This window comes from Frankia canadensis, assembly GCF_900197875.1.
GTDB lineage: Bacteria > Actinomycetota > Actinomycetes > Frankiales > Frankiaceae > Frankia > Frankia canadensis.
Genome location: NZ_FZMO01000434.1, coordinates 1 through 18,452, shown reverse-complemented (window position 1 = coordinate 18,452; position 18,452 = coordinate 1). Strand labels below are relative to the sequence as shown.

19 protein-coding genes and 1 pseudogene are annotated in these 18,452 nt (G+C 69.6%); 13 read left to right on the top strand and 7 right to left on the bottom strand.

Annotated features, from left to right (window positions below; all coding sequences use genetic code 11):
• Positions 1 to 43: 43 nt before the first annotated feature.
• From C1A33_RS25420 to C1A33_RS25410, 3 genes are all read left to right on the top strand, one after another.
• Positions 44 to 1,225 (top strand): thiolase family protein, encoded by a 1,182-nt coding sequence (locus C1A33_RS25420; RefSeq protein WP_101833977.1) that lies wholly within the window; start codon positions 44 to 46, stop codon positions 1,223 to 1,225.
• A 2-nt stretch (positions 1,226 to 1,227) separates the two neighbouring features.
• On the top strand, positions 1,228 to 1,968 hold the full coding sequence (locus tag C1A33_RS25415) for an SDR family oxidoreductase (protein WP_101833975.1): 741 nt from the start codon (positions 1,228 to 1,230) through the stop codon (positions 1,966 to 1,968).
• 75 nt (positions 1,969 to 2,043) lie between these two features.
• Positions 2,044 to 2,676 carry a TetR/AcrR family transcriptional regulator gene (locus C1A33_RS25410; RefSeq protein ID WP_101833973.1) on the top strand — a complete coding sequence of 211 codons (633 nt, stop codon included), beginning with the start codon at positions 2,044 to 2,046 and terminating at the stop codon, positions 2,674 to 2,676.
• A 142-nt stretch (positions 2,677 to 2,818) separates the two neighbouring features.
• Here C1A33_RS25410 and C1A33_RS25405 read toward each other — a convergent pair whose 3' ends face one another.
• From C1A33_RS25405 to C1A33_RS25380, 6 genes are all read right to left on the bottom strand, one after another.
• Positions 2,819 to 3,703 (bottom strand): alpha/beta hydrolase, encoded by an 885-nt coding sequence (locus tag C1A33_RS25405; protein WP_133150829.1) that lies wholly within the window; start codon positions 3,701 to 3,703, stop codon positions 2,819 to 2,821.
• Positions 3,704 to 3,711: 8 nt separating this feature from the next.
• Entirely contained in the window at positions 3,712 to 4,779 is a 1,068-nt protein-coding gene (locus tag C1A33_RS25400) for an LLM class flavin-dependent oxidoreductase (protein ID WP_101833969.1), read from the bottom strand.
• A 121-nt stretch (positions 4,780 to 4,900) separates the two neighbouring features.
• The gene (locus C1A33_RS25395; RefSeq protein WP_207770496.1) at positions 4,901 to 6,679 is read right to left on the bottom strand and encodes a sigma-54-dependent Fis family transcriptional regulator; all 1,779 of its coding nucleotides are present in this window, start codon (positions 6,677 to 6,679) and stop codon (positions 4,901 to 4,903) included.
• Between the two features lie 162 nt (positions 6,680 to 6,841).
• Complete coding sequence (locus C1A33_RS25390; RefSeq protein WP_101833965.1) at positions 6,842 to 7,303, bottom strand: Zn-ribbon domain-containing OB-fold protein; 462 nt, start codon at positions 7,301 to 7,303, stop codon at positions 6,842 to 6,844.
• Positions 7,300 to 8,484: a thiolase family protein gene (locus C1A33_RS25385; RefSeq protein ID WP_101833963.1), complete on the bottom strand. Its 1,185-nt coding sequence runs from the start codon at positions 8,482 to 8,484 to the stop codon at positions 7,300 to 7,302. Before C1A33_RS25385 ends, C1A33_RS25390 begins: the two co-directional genes overlap by 4 nt.
• Positions 8,484 to 9,602, bottom strand: coding sequence for a beta-ketoacyl-[acyl-carrier-protein] synthase family protein (locus C1A33_RS25380; RefSeq protein ID WP_101833961.1), 1,119 nt, complete (start codon positions 9,600 to 9,602; stop codon positions 8,484 to 8,486). The genes C1A33_RS25385 and C1A33_RS25380 overlap by 1 nt, the downstream gene beginning before the upstream one ends.
• A 281-nt stretch (positions 9,603 to 9,883) precedes the next feature.
• Between C1A33_RS25380 and C1A33_RS25375 the strand changes: the two genes are divergently transcribed.
• From C1A33_RS25375 to C1A33_RS38150, 10 genes are all read left to right on the top strand, one after another.
• The gene (locus tag C1A33_RS25375) at positions 9,884 to 11,035 is read left to right on the top strand and encodes an acyl-CoA dehydrogenase family protein (RefSeq protein WP_243407938.1); all 1,152 of its coding nucleotides are present in this window, start codon (positions 9,884 to 9,886) and stop codon (positions 11,033 to 11,035) included.
• Entirely contained in the window at positions 11,032 to 12,138 is a 1,107-nt protein-coding gene (locus C1A33_RS25370; RefSeq protein ID WP_101833957.1) for an acyl-CoA dehydrogenase family protein, read from the top strand. Before C1A33_RS25375 ends, C1A33_RS25370 begins: the two co-directional genes overlap by 4 nt.
• 93 nt (positions 12,139 to 12,231) lie before the next feature.
• Positions 12,232 to 13,431 (top strand): acyl-CoA dehydrogenase family protein, encoded by a 1,200-nt coding sequence (locus tag C1A33_RS25365; RefSeq protein ID WP_101833955.1) that lies wholly within the window; start codon positions 12,232 to 12,234, stop codon positions 13,429 to 13,431.
• Complete coding sequence (locus tag C1A33_RS25360; RefSeq protein WP_207770495.1) at positions 13,431 to 14,186, top strand: SDR family NAD(P)-dependent oxidoreductase; 756 nt, start codon at positions 13,431 to 13,433, stop codon at positions 14,184 to 14,186. Before C1A33_RS25365 ends, C1A33_RS25360 begins: the two co-directional genes overlap by 1 nt.
• A gap of 48 nt (positions 14,187 to 14,234) precedes the next feature.
• Positions 14,235 to 14,687 carry a hypothetical protein gene (locus tag C1A33_RS25355; RefSeq protein WP_207770494.1) on the top strand — a complete coding sequence of 151 codons (453 nt, stop codon included), beginning with the start codon at positions 14,235 to 14,237 and terminating at the stop codon, positions 14,685 to 14,687.
• The gene (locus tag C1A33_RS25350; RefSeq protein ID WP_101833953.1) at positions 14,684 to 15,142 is read left to right on the top strand and encodes a MaoC family dehydratase; all 459 of its coding nucleotides are present in this window, start codon (positions 14,684 to 14,686) and stop codon (positions 15,140 to 15,142) included. The genes C1A33_RS25355 and C1A33_RS25350 overlap by 4 nt, the downstream gene beginning before the upstream one ends.
• A gap of 105 nt (positions 15,143 to 15,247) precedes the next feature.
• Complete coding sequence (locus tag C1A33_RS38155) at positions 15,248 to 15,436, top strand: helix-turn-helix domain-containing protein (RefSeq protein WP_101833951.1); 189 nt, start codon at positions 15,248 to 15,250, stop codon at positions 15,434 to 15,436.
• A gap of 496 nt (positions 15,437 to 15,932) precedes the next feature.
• Positions 15,933 to 16,448: a flavin reductase family protein gene (locus C1A33_RS25335; RefSeq protein ID WP_207770493.1), complete on the top strand. Its 516-nt coding sequence runs from the start codon at positions 15,933 to 15,935 to the stop codon at positions 16,446 to 16,448.
• A gap of 143 nt (positions 16,449 to 16,591) precedes the next feature.
• Complete coding sequence (locus tag C1A33_RS25330) at positions 16,592 to 16,771, top strand: nucleotidyltransferase family protein (RefSeq protein WP_243407937.1); 180 nt, start codon at positions 16,592 to 16,594, stop codon at positions 16,769 to 16,771.
• Between the two features lie 126 nt (positions 16,772 to 16,897).
• Positions 16,898 to 17,332, top strand: coding sequence for an effector-associated domain EAD1-containing protein (locus C1A33_RS38150; RefSeq protein WP_423748145.1), 435 nt, complete (start codon positions 16,898 to 16,900; stop codon positions 17,330 to 17,332).
• Between the two features lie 733 nt (positions 17,333 to 18,065).
• On the opposite strand, the pseudogene C1A33_RS37075 reads toward C1A33_RS38150, so the two are convergent.
• A pseudogene (locus C1A33_RS37075) lies at positions 18,066 to 18,318 on the bottom strand (hypothetical protein); the annotation flags it as partial.
• Between the last annotated feature and the right edge of the window lie 134 nt (positions 18,319 to 18,452).

Genomic DNA, 18,452 nt, shown 5'->3' with positions numbered 1-18,452 from the left:
TCGTTGCCGGCACAGTCTTCGACCCCGCCCGAAAGAGGTAACCATGAGCAGCGCAGTCATCGTCGACGCCGTCCGCACGGCCTCGGGGCGAGGGAAACCGGGTGGCGCCCTCTCCGTTCTCCACCCGGTCGAGCTGCTGTCGCAGACCTTGCAGGCCCTGCTCGCCCGCAACGACGTCGACCCGGCAACGATCGACGATGTCATCGCCGGTTGTGTGTCGCAGACCGGTGAGCAGGCGCTCAACATCGCGCGCACCGCTTCCCTGGCCGCGGGCCTGCCCGTGGAGGTCCCGGGCACGACCGTCGACCGGCAGTGCGGCTCCAGCCAGCAGGCCGCGCACTTCGCCGCGCAGGGGGTCATCGCCGGCGCCTACGACATCGTGATCGCCTGCGGTGTCGAGTCCATGAGCCGCATCCCCATGGGCGCGAGCTCTCAGGGCCAGGACCCGAACGTGGCCCCGCTGAGCCACCGTTTCCCCGACGGCCTGGTCGGCCAGGGGATCTCGGCCGAACTCATCGCCGCCCGCTGGAAGCTCTCCCGCGAGCAGCTCGACGAGTACTCGGCCCGTTCGCACCGCCTGGCCGCCGAGAGCGCGGCGTTGGGGCTCTTCGCGCGCGAACTGGTGCCGGTCACGCTGCCCGACGGCACGCCGCACACCGTCGACCAGACCGTTCGCCCGAGCACTACGGCCGAGGGCCTGGCGGGGCTGCGGCCGTCGTTCGAGACCCCGGAGTTCTCCGCCCGGTTCCCGGAGATCGACTGGAGCATCACCGCCGGCAACTCGTCCCCGCTCACCGACGCCGCCTCGGCGGCGCTCATCATGAGCGAGGACCGCGCGCAGCGGCTCGGCCTCACCCCGCGGGCCCGCTTCCACAGCTTCTCCGTCACCGGCAGCGATCCGCTGCTGATGCTCACCGGCGTCATCCCGGCCACCCGCAAGGTGCTGGAGCGCGCGGGACTGTCGATCGACGACATCGACGTGTTCGAGGTCAACGAGGCGTTCGCGCCCGTCCCGCTGGCCTGGCAGATCGACACCGGGGCCGATCCGGCGAAGCTGAACCCGGCCGGCGGCGCCATCGCGCTCGGTCACGCCCTTGGCGCGTCCGGCACGCGCCTGCTGTCGACCATGCTGACCAACCTTGAGGCGACCGGCGGCCGCTACGGCCTGCAGACCATGTGCGAGGGCGGCGGCATGGCGAACGCGACGATCATCGAGCGCGTCTGACCATGAGCATCACCTTCGACTTCACCGGCCGCACGGCGGTCGTGACGGGCGGCGCGCAGGGCATCGGCCTGGAGATCGCCACGCTTTTCCACCGCGCCGGTGCCCGCGTGGCCGTGCTCGACCGTGATCCTGCGGCCCTTGAGAAGGCCTGGCCGGCCGACATGGACCGATGCCGCACGCACGCGGTCGACGTCAGCGACAGCGGCCAGGTCGCTGCGGCGATCGACGACATCGCGCGCTGGGCGGGGTCGGTCGACATCGCCGTCAACAACGCAGGCATCACCCGTGACACCGTGGTCTGGAAGATGTCCGACGAGCAGTGGCAGGCGGTGCTCGACGTGCATCTCAAGGGAACCTTCCTGGTGACCCGCGCCGTCGTCCCATACATGCGCGCCGCCGGTTTCGGGAGGATCGTCAACGTGACGTCGTACACCGGCCTGCACGGCACGATCGGCCAGGCGAACTACGCCGCGGCCAAGGGCGGGATCGTCGCGTTCACCAAGACGGTCGCCAAGGAGGTCGCCCGCTTCGGCATCACGGTCAACGCCATCTCGCCGAACGCGGCCACGGCAATGGTGAAAGCCGTGGGAGAGGAGCGCCTCGCCGCGATGACGGCGACCGTGCCGCTCGGTCGCTTCGCCGAACCCGCCGAGATGGCCACGGCGGTCGGCTATCTCGCCGCGGACGAAAGCGCCTACGTCACCGGAGTGGTCCTGCCCGTCGACGGCGGGCTCGCGATATGAGGACCCGGGGACGACCAGCTCACCCGTGGCCGACCCCACAGGGCTGTGTTTCGCACCCGGTCTATTCTGGATCCCGTGCGGGCGCAGGCTGAGCCGGGCAGCGGCGAGCCCCGGCGGCTGCGGACCCGCCTGGACGCGGACGACCGGCGCGAGCAGATCGTGGAGGCGGCGCGCAAGCTGTTCGCCGCTCAGCCCTATGAGTTGGTCTCGACCGGCGACATCGCCGCGGCCGCCGGGACGACCCGGACGAACATCCATTACCACTTCAGCACGAAGCGTGAACTGTTCTTCGAGGTCATCGGGCGGTTCTCGCGCATTCCCGAGGATGTCGTCGTGGCCCAGGGCGGATCGGCCGAGAGCCGGGTCGCGGCGGTCTTCCATCGCTGGCTCGACGCGCTGGAACGCAACCGCGCCACCTACGTGACGATGTTGCACGCGGCGTCGAGCTCCGACCCACAGGTGAGTGGTGTCGTGCGCCAGAGCATGCAGGCCTGGGAACGCAGACTCGTGGAGATCGTGGGCCTCGACCCGCTGTCGGGCCCGCACGCGGCGATGATCCGCAGCTTCCAGGCGATGGTCACCGACGCCACCGCCGCGTGGCTCGAACGGGGGGAACTGTCCCGTGCGCACATCGAGGCGATGCTCTTCCGCGTCCTGCTCGCCCTCGGCGAGGCGGCGAGGGACGCGGACGGATCGGCTTCGGGTTAGCCGAGTACGACCGAGGACCGAGGATCGAGGGACTGAGAACCGGGCATCCGGATGATGCGCGGTGGTCCGGTGGCGAGATGCCACGACCGGATGGGGCGCGGGCGGACGGACTGCGACGGCGGCCCGTCCGCCCGCGTCGGTCTCAGGCGAGATGCTTGGCGAGGAACCGGCCGATCAGGTCGGTCGCCGCGCGTGCCTGCGGAAGGAACGAGAACAGCGGCCAGATGTGGACCATGTTCTCGCCCACCTCCAGGGTGGCCTCTCCACCGGCGGCGACGATCTTGTCGATGAGGCGGACCGCGTCGTCGTACAGGCCCTCGTCGGTGCCGACCAGCGCCAGCGTGGGGGGAAAATCGTGCAGGTCGGCCCACAGCGGGGACGCGAGCGGGGTCGCCTTCGGGTCCCGGCCGGCCAGGAACGCGCCGCCCATCTGTTCGACGAGCGCGCGAGCTGGGAGCGGGTCCCGATCGGCACGCTCGACCAGCGAGGCCGCTTCGCCGGTGAGATCGACGAGCGGCGACATCAGCACGAGTGCGTCCGGCGGCGTCTCCCCGTTCTCACGCAACGCCACCACCGCCCCGGTCACGAGACCTCCGCCGGAGGAGTCTCCGACCAGCGCGACGCTGGTCACGCCGGGCTGGGATCGGGCGAACCGGTACGCCGTGAGCACGTCGTCGAGCGGTTCGGGATAGGGATGCTCGGGGGCTAGCCGGTAGTCGACGACGAGGACGCGGCAGCGGGCGGCAGCCGAGATCCGGTGGGCCAGCTCCTGGTACCCCGCGGCGGTTCCCATGCACCAACCGCCGCCGTGGACGAGGACGGCGACGGTGCTGGACTCGACGGCCCGGTCGCGCACCCAGTACGACGGGACACCGCCAGCGTCGACCGCCTCACTCGACGCCTCGGCCGGCAGCGGAAATGTCGCCAGGACTTCGTCGTAGAGGTCCCGGTAATCCTGGATCGTGCCGTCCGGCCTGGAGACGAGATGAGCCAGCAGGTCGCGGGCACGTTGAATATCAGTCGTCATCGTGCGGCTCACAGTCGCTGAAGCTCGGGGAGGACCTCGGTGCTGAAGAGCTTGAAGCTCTCCTCGGCGAGGTCGCCATACAGTCCGCCATACTGGAAGACCATGATCGGTTCGTATTCGCCGACGATCTCCTTGCGTTCGTGGTGCTTGCGCAGGATCTCTTCCGGCGTCCCCCAGATCTGCGCGTCGACGTAGGTCTGCACGACCTTGTCCAGACCCAGCTCATCGATGGCACGTCTCGCCGCGGCGTAGGAGGCGTATCCCTGCGTGCTCTCGAAATGCCGGCCGCCAAATTCATAGTGCTCGACGCAGGTCATGTAGTAGTTGGCGACCCTCTCGGTGGCCACCTGTCGGGCCTGCTCGGCATCCGGGTGGCAGTAGGTGAGGTCGATCATCATGGGCGGTGGCGCTTCGGTTCCGTGCGTCTCGCGGTGGGCCTGCCGATACTGCTCGATCATCGGCAGGTGCATGTCCCGCATCGGGCCCTGGATGAAGGCCATCATCTGGATGCCGAGCCGACCGACGGCGACCGCGGAGTCGGGACTCATCGCGACGCCGCTGGTGCGGCCCTTGAACGAGGCCAACGGGCGCGGGTGCACGGGCACTCGGGGTTGCTGGTAGTAGGTTCCGTGGTTCTCGACGTAGCCGTCCTCCAGACCGCGAATGATCATTTCGGCGGCCTCGTCGAAGCGGTCCCGGGACTCACCCATGTCCAGCCGGAATCCCTCGAATTCACGGCGGGAAAGTCCGCGACCCATCCCGAAGATCACGCGCCCGTCGGCGAGATTGTCCAGAAGAGCGATCTTCTCGACCACGCGCAGTGGGTCGTTCCACGGCAGGATAACCGCCGTCGTCTGCAGTTTGATGTTGCTCGTCCGGGCGGCCAGGTAAGATAAGAACTGTGTGTTGTCCGGGCACATTGAGTATCCGGGGTCGAAGTGGTGCTCGACGCAGCCGATGCTTTCGTAGCCGAAAGCGGCGGCCATCTCCGACAGGCGCAGGTGGTCGCGATAGACGTCGTGGTCGTCGCGTTCCTGCCCATAGTTCTGCAACAGGTTGGTCAGATGGACTTTCAAGGTGTATCCCCTCGTGACCGAGTCGGGTAGTCCGAACGCGCTGGTCGTTGTGACTCCCGCTACTATCACCGCTGCGCCGTACAGCTCCGGTGTCGCAGGACGAGACAGCGGTCCTTGCTGGTCAGAAGGAGTGGGTGTCGAGGTCGATCCCGAGGGCACGCATCTTGCGGTAAAGCGTCGAGCGGGCGATGCCGAGGGCGGCCGCGGCGTCCTTCTTGTTGCCCTGATGGTCACGCAGCGCCTGCAGGATGGTGGTCGCCTCGGCCCGCTCAAGGCCGACGAGGGTGCGTCTCGACGCCGCACTGATGACGTGGGCGGGCAGGTCGCGAGCGCCTATGTACCCGGTGTGGGCCATGGCGACGACCTGGGCGACGAGGGTCTCCAGTGAGCGCAGGTTCGCCGGCCAGTCCAGCCGCGAAAGGGCCTGGACAGCGTCCGGCATCCACCGCGGTGGCGGTGTGCCGGGCGGGGTGTGCCGCTCGGTGAGGTGGCGAAGAAGGTCGGGCAGATCCTCGAGACGAGCGGCCAGCGGAGGGACGTGGATCACCGCACCGAACGGTGCGACCAGCTCGTCACGACCGCTTGTGCCTGGTATCCGGGTCGCGGTGGCCCGCAGAATCGTCCGGCCCGACGCCGAGCTGAGTGCATCAGCCACCGCGGCGGTCAGGTCGGCCGGTGTCTCGTCGAGGTGACGCATCAGCAGCGCGGAGGGCCGTTCGCGCAGGAGCCCGGTTAATCGGGCCACCCATGCTTCGGGAGCCACCGCGGCGTCCCGGGCGTCGAGGACGGGGGCCTCGCTGGGGAGATCGACCGAGGCGATGCTTGCGCGGCCGCTTCCCGGCTCGCCAACGACCAGCATGGGACGTGACCCGGCGGCACGGACCTCGCGGGCCAGGCAACGCCAGGCGGCGCTGTGCCCGACCAGGCCGTCCAGCGTCGGTGTCGGAACCGGCGTCGAGGTCGGGTGACCCGCGTCGGCCGTCCGGATGAGTCTGACGATCACCCCGACGATCCGGTCGTCGTCGTGTATCGGGAGGTAGCGAGCACGCAGACGACGCCCGTCGGTGACGGTGAGGGCGTCCACGATGCTGTGGTCGGCGGTGAGGACGCGCGCGGCCTGTTCCCAGATGCCCGCCTGGTCCACTCCGCCCAGCAGGCGGGCCGCGGCCGCGTTGGTGACGATCGTGTCGGAGCTGACGGCGAGGACGGGGTGGCCGGTGTCCCGGTTCTCGCGTATGAACCGCTCGATCAGGGTTCGCTCCGCCCGCGACGACCGGTGCAGCAGCGCCGCCTCGACATCGGCGGTGAGTTGGCGGATCCAGGCCAGCGCCAGCCGCGAGGTGTCGGCGAAGTGGCAGGTCAGGTTCAGGCTGCCGACGACCCGACGGGACACGGGATGGGTGATGACGGTGCCGGCCGACGTGAGAGCGCTGAACTGGGTGGCGAAGTGCTCCGGCCCGCGAACGAGCGTCGGACGCCGGCTGAGCAGCGACGTCCCGCTCGAGGTTCCGATGACGCTCTCGTCGACGACGAACCCCGGCGTGATGTCGAGGTGCTCGAGCCGGGCGGCGAGCGCCCGGCTGCCGAGCCACTGGCGCAGGATGACGCCCTCGGCGTTGGTCAGCGATAGGCAGGACTCCGACTGCTCCAGGTCGTCTCGCCGGGAAGCCAGCACCGAGTCGGCCTGCTCGGCGAACCGCAGGTCCTGTTCGCGGGGCTTGGTGGCCCGGGCGGGCGATGTCATGGCGGGGTCCAGGCCCGCCTTGAGGCATCGCGCCCACGACTCCAGGACCGTCTGCGAGACCGTGAAGCCGCCGGGCCATGCTGATGACTGACGCTCCCGGAGCAGGCTGCGGGTCGCGGCCTCCGGCGCCACTCCTCGATAGGTGTTGTGGGTCACATCTGGAGTGTCGGATTGGTACTGACACTCTGTCAACGGTGCGGCGGACGCCTGCCTCGGCTGTTTCGGGAAAGGCGTGGCGCCCTCGGTGGCCGGGCGGCTCAGAAGGCGCTCCAGCCGGCGTCGACCGGGAGAAGCGGTCGGGCTCAGTCGCGGTCGGGCTCAGTCGCGGTCGGGCTCGAAGTGGGCGATGTCGAGGATCTGCCCGGTCCGCTGCGGGGCCCACACCGCCCGTACCCGGCTGCCCGCCGGTAGTTGGGCGAGCAGCGTCGTCGGCTCGGTGAAGTCCAGCCCGATGACCCAGTGCATGAGCAGCGTGCTCGCCCCGTCCAGCCGGATGCCGCCGATCGCGTACGGCGGCGTGGGCCCGCCGCGGAAGCCGTGCCAGGCGACGGTGAAGACCTCCAGGCTGCCCTCGGGTGGCAGCTCGACCCAGCGGTCCGTTCGCTCGAAGCAGGATTCGCAGTAGGCCTGCGGCGGGACGAACACCCGGTCGCAGGACGGGCACACGTTGGCGAGGATCTTCCGGTCCCGGAGCCCGTCCATGAACCGACTCCACGTGGCGCCGAGGTGGATGTCGTAGTGCAGGTCCCAGTGGACGGCCTGGGTGGGGGTGGTCGTCATGCGTCGCTCCTGGGCAGGGCCTCGAAGATGGCGAGGTTCTCGAACTGGAAGAACGTGCCGCCGGTGCCGTGGGCCAGGGCCCGGCGCGCGCCCGGCACCTGGATCGGCTCGGGAGCCGCGCCCATCACCTGCAGCGCGGCGTACGCGTAGGGCGCCAGCTCGCCGGCCACACCGGCGTTCGTGCACTTCGGCCCGCCGGAGAGGTTGGTGGGCAGGGACCCGCCGGCCGAGGTCGCGCCCGACCGGATCAGCTCGACGCCGCCACCGGGCGGTGCCAGCTGCAACGCCTCCAGCTGCATCGGCTGCATGTGCGCGTAGGGCGCGAAGATCTCGACGACGTCGAACTCGGCGGCCGGGTCGCGCACGTCCGCGAGCGCGTACACCCGCCGGGCGAGGGTGGCCAGGTTCTGCATCTCGGCGAAGTCGCCCTTGCCGCCGCCGAGGTACGGGTCGCTGGACATCCCCATCGCCCGGATCAGCGCCGGGGTGGACCGCAGGTCGTCGACATCGTCCGCGTCGGCGACGATCATCGCGACGGCCGCGGCCGACACGGGGCACACCATCGGCTGGGTGAGCGGCGACGACAGCGGGCGGCCGTTCACGACCTCATCCTCGGTGACCGTGTACCGCAGGTGCGCGTGCGGGTTGCGCGACGCCTTCTCGTGGTCCGCGACGACGACGGCCGCGAGGTCCTCGGGTGTCAGGCCGTAGCGTTGCCGGTAGGCGTTCGCCGCGAAGGCGCCCATGTGGTAGGCGCCCATGCCGAGCGGCTGCTCGATGATCATCGGCGAGTTGGTGTTGATCGCGCTCTGCAGGTCGCGGACGCCGAAGAAGGTCGGCCCGCCCAGGCACAGCACCCGGGCGTGCGATCCGGAGCGGACCATCCGTGCGGCGACCTGCATCAGGTTCCCGCCGGTCGTGCCGCCGGTGTTGATGATCGTGACGGGCAGGTCGGCACCCAGGCCGAGCGCCCGGGTGAGGTTCCTGGCGCCGAGGACTGTGCCCTCGAAGCCGTCGATGTTGCCGACGACGACCCCGTCGAGCGTGTCCGGGGTGGTGCCGGCATGGTCGAGGGCGGCCCAGGTGGCCTGCTGGCACAGTTCGACCGCCGAGAGCTGCTGCTTGCGGGGCGAGGTGGCATCGGTGATGCCGGCCCCGACGACCGCGGCACGGTAGGGCATCAGGCGGCCTCCACGACCAGGACGGACACGTCCTCACTGACCAGACCGGTCCCGGTGTCGACCGAATGCGCGACGGCGGTGCTGGCGCCGGCCCGGCTCTCGAGCTGTTCGACGACCTCGAGCAGGCGCAGCGCGCCGTTGGCGAGGCCCGGGAAGTTGCTGCGGGCGCCGCCGCTGGCGTTGACGTCCTTGTCGCCCAGCGAAGCGGCCAGGCCCAGGGCGCCGAGGTAGGGGGCATGCAGGGCCGGCGTCGGTGCTGTCAGTTCCACGAGACCGACCTGCTCCGCCGCGGCGGAGATGCCGGCCTGCCCGTAGGCGATCCGCGTCGCGCGGCGGGTGGGGGCCGCCGGGTCGGACAGCCACCGACCGTCCCACGTGTACCCGCCGGTCGCGTGACCGAAGCCGGTGATGCGGGCCGATCGGCCCAGACAGCGGCCAGCCCGCGCGGGCGAGGCCAGCACGACGGCGACGGCACCGGTCGAATGCGCGGGCAGCATGAGCTCCCGCAGCGGCGCGGCCACCTGCTCCGACGCCAGCACTTCCTGGGCCGTGACGGGCGCCGTCCGGACGGAGCGCGGCCGCTCGCTGCCGCGGGTGATCTCCTCCGCGGCCAGCCGGGCGAACGCGTCGAGGTCCTCGCCGCCGGATTCGAGCGTGTGCGCGGCGTGGAGGGCGTAGACGACCTCGGCGGTCAGGCCGACCGGGCGGTCGAAGTGCGGTTCGAAGCCGAGGTTGGACACCTGAGCGAGGAACGACCGCCGGGCTTCCCGGTCGGCGGACCGGACCTCGGGGTTGTACACGCCGACCGCCACCGCGACCTCGACGTCACCCGCGGCGACGGCCTCGGCCGCGGCGATCACGGCGAGGCCGGAGTCGCCCTCGATTCGGAACGCGTCGTTCAGGTAGCCGCCGGCGGCCGCGGTGTACAGGCCGCTGGAGATGCTGCGGCCGTCGAGCACGTCCAGCGACGCCATGACCGACAGGCCGAGGTCCTGCTTGCGCAGGCCGCACTCGCGCAGGGCCGCATAGGTGACGTCGAAGACGAGCTCGTCGAGCATGGCGTCCTGCTCGGGCAGGAACGGGGTGGCGGCGAGGCCGACGACATGGACCGGTGCCATCCGTCGAACCGGGCGTGGGGGGCGAGGGGGCATCTCACTTCCTCAGGGCTCGAGACGTCGTCACCGTAGGTCCGGCTGGGCGCGGCCGGGTGTCCCATCGCGGGACAGCGCGGGGCGCGAGGGCGTTGGCCGCGGCGGCGCGGCGGCGCGACTGGCGATGCGGCTCCGGCGGAGGATGACCGTGGCGCAGATCGAGACATCGGGGTCGGCAGGCTCGGTGCGACAGTCGCACAATGTCGGTGTCCCCCACCTCTGGGTCCCCCACGTCTGTGGTCACGAAGGTGGACGAGCTTCTCGCCGCCCATCCGCCTGCCGGCACCGACCGGCTGGCTTTCCTGCGGGCCCGGTTCGACGCCGGCCTGGCCTGGGTGCACTTCCCCGAGACACTCGGTGGTCTCGGGCTCGACGCGTCCCTGCAGCCGGTTGTCGACGCGGCCTTCGCCGCGGCGGGCGCTCCGGACAACCGGCCTCAGGGCAACGTGATCGGCCTGGGGATGGCGGCGCCGACCCTGCTGCGCTACGCCACGCCGGAGCAGCAGCGGCGGTGGATGCGCCCGCTGTGGACCGGCGAGGAGATCTGGTGCCAGCTGTTCAGTGAGCCGGGCGCCGGGTCCGACCTGGCCGCGGTCGCCGCCACCGCGCGGCGCGACGGCGACGACTGGGTCGTGAACGGGCAGAAGGTCTGGACCTCGCTGGCCCACGACTCCGCGTGGGCCCTGTTGCTTGTGCGCACCGACCGGGATCTGCCCAAGCACCGTGGGCTGACCTACTTCGTGCTCGACATGAGCACGCCCGGCGTGGACGTGCGCCCGCTGCGGCAGCTGACGGGCGAGGCGGAGTTCAACGAGGTGTACCTCGACGACGTCCGCGTCCCGGATGCGAACCGGCTCGGTGCGGTCGGCGAGGGCTGGCGCGTCACGCAGACGACGCTGATGAACGAGCGCGTCGCGATCGGCGGGGCGGTGGCCCCCCGTGAGGAGGGCGCGATCGGGCCGGTGGCACGTGAGTGGCGGGAGCACCCGCGGCGCCGGGACGCGTCCGCCTACGACGAGCTGCTGCGGCTCTGGGTGGACGCGGAGGCGCTGCGGCTGACGAGCGCCAGGCTGGGCCAGCAGCTGGAGGTCGGCGCGCCCGGGCCGGAGGGTTCCGGTCTCAAGCTGGCCTTCGCCCGGCTCGCCCAGGCGGCCTCGTCCCTGCACCTTGACCTGGCGGGCGCCGACGCGCTGCGCTACGACGACTGGTCGATGCGCCGCCCTGACTTCACGACGCCGCTGGACCGCGTGCCGGGCTTCTGGTACCTGCGGACGCGCGCCAACTCGATCGAGGGCGGCACCTCCGAGGTGATGCGCAACATCATCGCCGAGCGCGTACTCGGCCTGCCGGCGGAGAGCCGGCCGGACCGTGACATCCCGTGGAAGGACCTGCCGCGATGAGCGACGTCCCCTCGCTGCTGTACACCGACGTCGAGGACGACCTGCGGGCGGCGGTCCGCTCCATGCTGGAGAGCCACAGTCCGTGGGCACGTGTGCTGGAACGGACCGATGGCGACGTCGCGGGTGACCGCAAGCTGTGGACCCTGCTCACCGACGACCTGGGGCTGGCCGGGCTCGCCCTCGGCGAGGACGTGGGTGGCGCGGGTGCCTCCTGGCGTGAGGTCGCGGTCGTCCTGGAGGAGCTGGGTCGGGCGGTCTGCGACGTCCCCTATCTGACCAGCGTCGTGACGGCCACCGCGTTGGCCGAGGCGGTGGGCGCCCGCGAGCTGCTCGCCGAGCTCGCGACCGGCGCCGTCGCCGCGGTGGCGGTCCCGTTCACCCAGCCGCTCGACCACCCGGTCTCCGACCCGCCGCGCTTTGCGGCGGGCCGGATCCGCGGCCGCGTTCCTGCGGTTGCCGGTGCCGCCGAGGCGGACGTCCTGCTCGTACCGGTCGCCGGGGCCGTCGTTCGGGTCGCCGCCGCCGACGCGCGGATCGAGCCGGTGCCTTCGCTCGACATGACCCGCCGGGTCGCCGACATCGACTTCGGCGCTGAGGGCGGGGCCGCCGCCACGGTGCTGGCCGAGAGGGACGCGGTGCCCGCGGCACTGGCGCGGGCTGCGGCCGTCAGCGCGGCCCTGCTGGCCTCCGAGCAGCTCGGTCTGGCGCAGCGATGCCTGGAAATGACGGTCGAGTACGTCGGCCAGCGCCGCCAGTTCGGCCGCCTCATCGGGTCCTACCAGGCGCTCAAGCACCGCCTGGCAGATCTGTGGACGGCGATCGCCCAGGCGCGGGCGGTCGCCCGCTACGCGGCCGCGTGCGCGGCCGTCGACGACAAGGACCTTCCGGTCGCGGCCTCCCTCGCGCAGGCGGTGTGCTCCGTCGTCGCCCAGCAGGCAGCCGAGGAATGCGTACAGCTGCACGGCGGCATCGGTTTCACCTGGGAGCACCCTGCCCACCTGTACCTCAAGAGAGCCCGCGCGGACGCGCTGGCACATGGGACCGCCGGGTGGCACCGCCGCAGGGTGGGGGCGCTCGTGGACCTGCCGCCCGTGGCCGACTGATGCATCGCCTTCGTCGGACGTGTCTTCATCGATCTTGTCTTCATCGATCTTCGTTGATCCAGCGGGCCGCCCGCGAACGAGAAGGAGCCTGGCATGACGATCACGTCTGCGGGTCGGGTGGACCGGACGGCCGTCCTGCCACTCGAGCCGACCGAGGAGGAGCGTGTCCTGCGCTCGACGGTCAGCGACATTGTCGGTCGGTTCGGGCACAGCTACTACATGGAGCGCTCGCGCAGCGGCGAGCCGATGCGGGAGCTGTGGGAGCTGCTCGGCAAGAGCGGCTTCCTGGGCCTGAACATCCCGGAGGAGTACGGCGGTGGGGGCGCCGGTCTCACCGAGCTGGCGATCGTCCTGGAGGAACTGTCCGCCCGCGGCTGCCCCGAGCTCGCGATGGTGCTGTCGCAGGGGATCGCGGGCTCGATCCTGCCGCTGCACGGCAGCGCTGAGCAGAAGGCGCGGTACCTGCCCGGCATCGCCAGCGGGGCGGAGAAGTTCGTCTTCGCGCTCACCGAGCCGGACGCCGGGTCGAACTCGCACAACGTGACCACCTCGGCGCAGCTGGACGGCGACGAGTGGGTGATCCGCGGAACCAAGTACTACATCTCCGGTGTCGATCACTGCGATCACTTCCTGCTCGTCGCCCGCACCGGCACGAACGAGGCAACCGGGCGCGGGCGGCTGACCCTGTTCATCGTCGACGACCCGAACATCGCGGGGCTCGAGCGTCAGCCGATCCCGACCGCGCTGCAGGCTCCTGAGCGTCAGTTCACCTTGTTCTTCGACGGGGTGCGGCTGCCGGCCGACGCCGTCGTCGGTGAGGTGGGGCACGGACTGCGTCCACTGTTCGACGGCCTCAATCCGGAGCGGGTGCTCAGCGCCGTCATCTGCACCGGCGTCGCCCGCTACGCCCTCGACCGCGCCGTCGCCTATACCACGCAGCGGCAGGTGTGGGGTGTCCCGATCGCGGCCCACCAGGGGGTGCAGCATCCCCTCGCCGAAGCGGCCATCGAGCTCGAGGCCGCCCGGGGCATGGTGTGGCGCGCGGCCGCGCTGTTCGACGCCGGCCGGCCGGCCGGCGAGGAGGCGAACATGGCCAAGTTCCTGGCCTCGCGGGCCGGGCTCAAGGCGCTCGACACGGCCATCCAGATGCACGGCGGCAACGGGCTGGCCGACGAGTACGGCCTGGCCGACCTGTGGGGGATCGTGCGGCTCCAGCAGATCGCTCCCGTGTCCACCCAGATGGTGCTCAACCACATCGCCCAGCACACCCTCGGACTGCCGAGGTCGTACTGATGACCGACCTGACTGGACGAACGGTCGTCGTCACCGGTGGTAACTCTGGTCTCGGCCTCGGGATGGCCGAGGGCGTCGGGCGCGCCGGGGCGCAGGTGGTCATCTGGTCGCGCACGGCCACCCGTAACGAGAAGGCCGTCGCGGCCCTGGCCGAGGCCGGCGTGCGGGCGAGTGCCGTCGCCTGTGACACGAGCGACGAGGCTTCCGTCGACAAGGCCATGGCGGAGACGACGAGCAGGTACGGAGCCGTCGACTGCATGATCGCCAATGCGGGGATCGCGGCGGCCGCGCCCTACGCCGAGACTTCCCTCGACGACTGGCACCGGGTGCTGCGCACCAACCTCGACGGAACCTTCCTGTGCACCCGCGCCGCGGCCCGACACTTCATCGAGCGGGGCGAGGGCGGTGCGATGGTTGTCGTCTCCTCGACCATCTCCCGCTACGGCGGCGCGGGCCAAGCCGCCTACACGACGAGCAAGAGCGGGCTGGTCGGGCTGGGGCGCACGCTCGCAGTGGAGCTGGCCCGCCACCGCGTCCGCGTCAACATCCTCGTGCCGGGCTGGGTCGCCACCGCCATGAACACCCACCTGCGCGAGAACGAGGCATTTATGCGCGCCACCACGGCGCGCACGCCGGTGCGACGGTGGGCGCAACCGGACGAATTCCATGAGGTCGCGGCCTTCCTGGCCGATCCGACACTCATGTACCACACCGGGAACGAAGTCATCGTCGACGGTGGATACACCGTCTACTGAGCTTGCGGACTACAGAGCTTGCGGAATGACTGTGTGAGGAGCGGCGAGGTGACGATCGGCATCGAGACGATGCGCAAGGCACTGTACGACCTCCGGCTACCGGCGGGGGAGATCGTGATCGAGTCGTACGAGGCGGCCATCGGCGACGTGGCGCTGCGGGCGACGGATTCCGCTCCCGGCGTCGCCCACCCCGTCTGGTTCGTGATCGCGTCGTTGCGGGGCATGGGTATCTCGGTTGATCAGTTGTGTGAGCTGGCCGGTCAACAGCCGGGCGAGACGTTGTTGTTCGGGAGCTGCGAGGTCGTTCAGGACGAGCCGCTGCGGGTGGGTGGACGGTACGTCACCCAGGCCAGGATCGGCGACGTGGGCAGCCGGACCACGCGTGACGGTTCGCGCCTCGACCACATCGAGGTGATCGTCGAGATCGCCGCGCTGCCGGGCTTCGCCCCGGCCGGCGAGGTGACCAGCAGATATCTGTTCAAGCGAGGAGTCGCGACGTGACCGGAACCGCCGCCACCGAGGTCGGGCAGGAGCTGCCGACCAGGATCACCACGAACATCCGGGACGACGACATCCGTCTGGTCGCATTGATTCTGCGCGACTCGAACCCCATCCACTTCGATCTCGACGCGGTCGCGCGGGCGGGGCTGGGGGATCGGGCGGTCAACCAGGGCGGCGCCACCATGGCCTACATCATGAACCATCTGATCGAGTGGGCGGGGGCGCGTTCCGCCGTCCGAAGGATCACCTGCTCCTTCCGCGGCAACGTCGTCGCTGGGGACGATGTCGCGGTCGGAGGGACGGTCACCTCGGTCGAGCCGACCGAGGGCGGCGTCCTGGCCGGCTGTGATGTGTGGGCCGACGTCGTTGGAGGCCGCCGTGCCATCGCGGGCACGGCGACCGTGTTTCTCCCGGCTGCGGGGAACGGCACCGGCGCGGAGAGCCCCACCACGTAGCCTCGGGTACCCCACGGCCGGGGACGACCCCGGCGCTCTCCTGACGCCAAGTCAGTAGCTTGGCATCATGCAGTTGCCGCCGTCACAACCGACGTAGGTAACGGCCTGCGGGCCCGGGCCGCCCGGCGCCAGCTGCACGGACTGGAACGGGTCGAGGCGCAGGCCATCCTGCAGGCTCTGGCTGAAGCAGCCGGCAACAAGAAGGTGGCCGCGGACGCCTTGGGAATCGCGCGCTTGACGCTTTATCGGAAGGTGCGCGCGTTCGGCGTCGACCTCTCGGGGCACACGTTCTGAGAGTTCGACTGCTCGCTGCCTGGCGTCCCGCCTCGCTGCCGGCGGCCGTCGCGCGCTCCGCGTCAAAATGTGCCAGGGCCGCCGTCTGCGCTGATCCAGAACTCCGAGAAGCCGAGACGGTCCATTGCCACGGCCAGCTCGATGTCCTGGTGGATGGCGAGATGAGCGTCGGTATCGACCTTGTGTCAGGGTGCGAGGAAGGCACCGAACTCGAGCGGTGGGTATTCCAGGTGAGTCTCCTCAGAACTGGGTGCTGGCCGTCCGCCCGAATGCTCACAGAACGTAGACAGCGCTGTCCCCGGCCACCTGTCGCATTCCGCCACATGGTGTGAGCCACACCACGTGCTGGGATGGATACCAGTCGACCGAGGAGCTGACCAAGCCGATGCACGCCTGGGCAACCGATACCTCGACCTCAGCGGACGCCGTGGGCGATCTCGATGATCACGCGCCGAGCTGGCGGCCGCTGGTAGCACAATCGTTCGCCGAACCGTCCGTGAGCGTCGAAGAGTTCAAGTCGGCCTTTCGCAACCACCCCGCCGGAGTCGCCGTCATCACGGCCGACCCGGGGGACGGGCCGGTGGCCATGACCGCGACATCGGTATTCTCGGTCAGCGCCGAGCCACCGCTGTTAGTGTTCTCCATCTCCGCCCAGTCCTCGGCGGCGCCGAGCATCCTGCGCGCCGACACCGTCGTCGTGCACCTGCTCGGCACCGGTCAACTGGAGATCGCGAAGCTCGGAGCCACCAGCGGCATCGACCGCTTCGCGGACACCTCGCTGTGGCGGCGGATGCGCACCGGCGAGCCATACTTTCCCAGCGCCCACGCATGGATACGCGGCCGGATCGCCAACCACATGGCCGCAGGCACCTCGACGCTCGTCGTCGTGCAGGCAGTCGAGACCGGCGCCCCACCGGTCGGTGATCCATCAGCGGACGCTGGGTCGGCCGAGCCCCTCGTCTACCACAACCGCACCTGGCACCGACTCGGCGATCATTCCAAACTGCCCTGACCAGCAACGGTGATACTGCCGAGGCGCCCTGCGCGAGGCACGCGCTGGCACGGCGCGCGACCGCCACTCCCACGGTGAGCGATGGCGACGATGGCGCGGACGGGGCTCGACTGGCACCTTGATGACAGCCGGATCGCCGAGGTGTGCCGCGCTACGACGTCGCCGCATTGTCCGTCTTCGGCTCGGTGGCTCGCGGCGACGACACCGACGAATCGGACGTCGACCTGCTGTACGTGCTCGAACGCGGCGGCGTTCTCCTCGCTGTCGGGCACGTCAACCTCGAACCCGTCGATCGCCAGCAACCGCAGCACGCAGTGGAATGATGGTGCGGCATGGCCGACGTAGCTGGCCGCGCTGGGACTGCGGGGAGAACCAGATGTCGCCGGAGCTGACTGACGAGGTCGTCCACGAGCTTGCCTGCGCCTACTCTGGCCAGATGGCCGCGAGCCGTGTTGGCGTCCATCGGTCTTGACCGTTCTAAGCAGCCCTCGTGGAACGCTACGACCTCCCTCAATTTCTGGCGCGAGGTCAACAGCCTTCTGGGACTCGGCGTCGTCCCTGACGGTGCAGCGAAGCTGCTTGACAAGGCGTTGGAGGACTGGCCGGTCAATCCGGTTTTCCAGAGGGCCCGCAAGGAGGTCACCGCAGGCATGGCTAGCAGTAGCGACGCCGCCGGCGGCCAGCAGGTCACGGGTCGGGGCATGCCAAGTCCACGAACGTCAGAATCGTCTACTTCGCACGCTGGTGACGCGACGCCAGACATGATTCCGGAGGCCTCTGCCGGCCCGGCCAATAAAACTATCGAAATCGGTCGGAGCGCAAGGCCGACACCGCACATCTCGGATTCCGCACCGTTCGCCACCGGCTCGCCTCGCGGATGTTAATAAGCATCGTCGCAGCACTAGCTCTAACTCCTCTTGCCGCCTGGCGGATCAATGAAGGACTAGGAGAGAGGGCGGTCCCCATGCCCAAGCCGGCTCAGACGGCGCCACGCTCTCCCGACTTCGCTCCATCGAGAGTTCCATCCGAGGAGGCGCTCAAAGCTGCCATTCTGAGCGCAACAGACTTCCCTGGGTGGCGGGGAACAGAGAATCCCTTCAGTGTCGACTCACTGCAATTATGTGGCCATGCTGCAAAGGTTAAGTCGGCCACGAACACGGCAGGGCGGCTGTTCATTGAAGGAAGCCAAATTTACGGGGGAATTTCTGTACAGTCGGGCGCCACAGGGTTCGTTACCGACCGCGACGCAATCAATTTCATGTCCGAAGTTCAATCTCGTGCAAATTCGTGCGTCAGTTGGCCCAAAAAAGACGTCACGCTGCAGGTGGAACGGGTGGAGCGAGCTAGATTCGGTGAGGAAAGTATTCGAGTGTCCACCACTACACAATCGGGCGGGATACCTGCCGAGATCCAGTTTGTTTACATTCGGCGAGAATCGACGATCGCACTCCTGTACTACAGGGCAGGTGGAGGATACCTGGCCAAACCTGAGCTCGACGAGTCCTCTGTTGACCACTTTGCGGACATACTAGACTCGCGGATTCGAACGATAAACTGACAGGCGCCGCTACGTTCACCGGATCGAGGTAGGGACCGCCCTTGCGGGCAGCCCCCGCGCAGATCCGCGAACAGGAGCAGGCGCCGTGCCGCGCGCAGCACCGCCATGGGCCCGCTGTGGACTGCGAGGTGCCTGGTGCCCGGCAGTAGCGCGACCACGGACAGGTCCACTGCGGGCGCGACCAACGGCGCCATCCAGATCGGAACCCCGAGCCGTACCCCGAGCGCGAAGCTGTTCCCCAAGCCGAACAGGAACGTCAACGCGAACCACACCGACGATCACGGTCACGAGTCGGGCCGAAGCGTCCGGCATCGCCAGAAATTCGGGACACCTGTTCGATTGGTTAGATGATATTGCTGTCGGCGTGGTCACTGAGCATTTTCAAAGTTGGTTTTTTTAGATTCCTTCCTGTTCCAGGACGAAGACGGCTTGGGTGAATGTGCCGA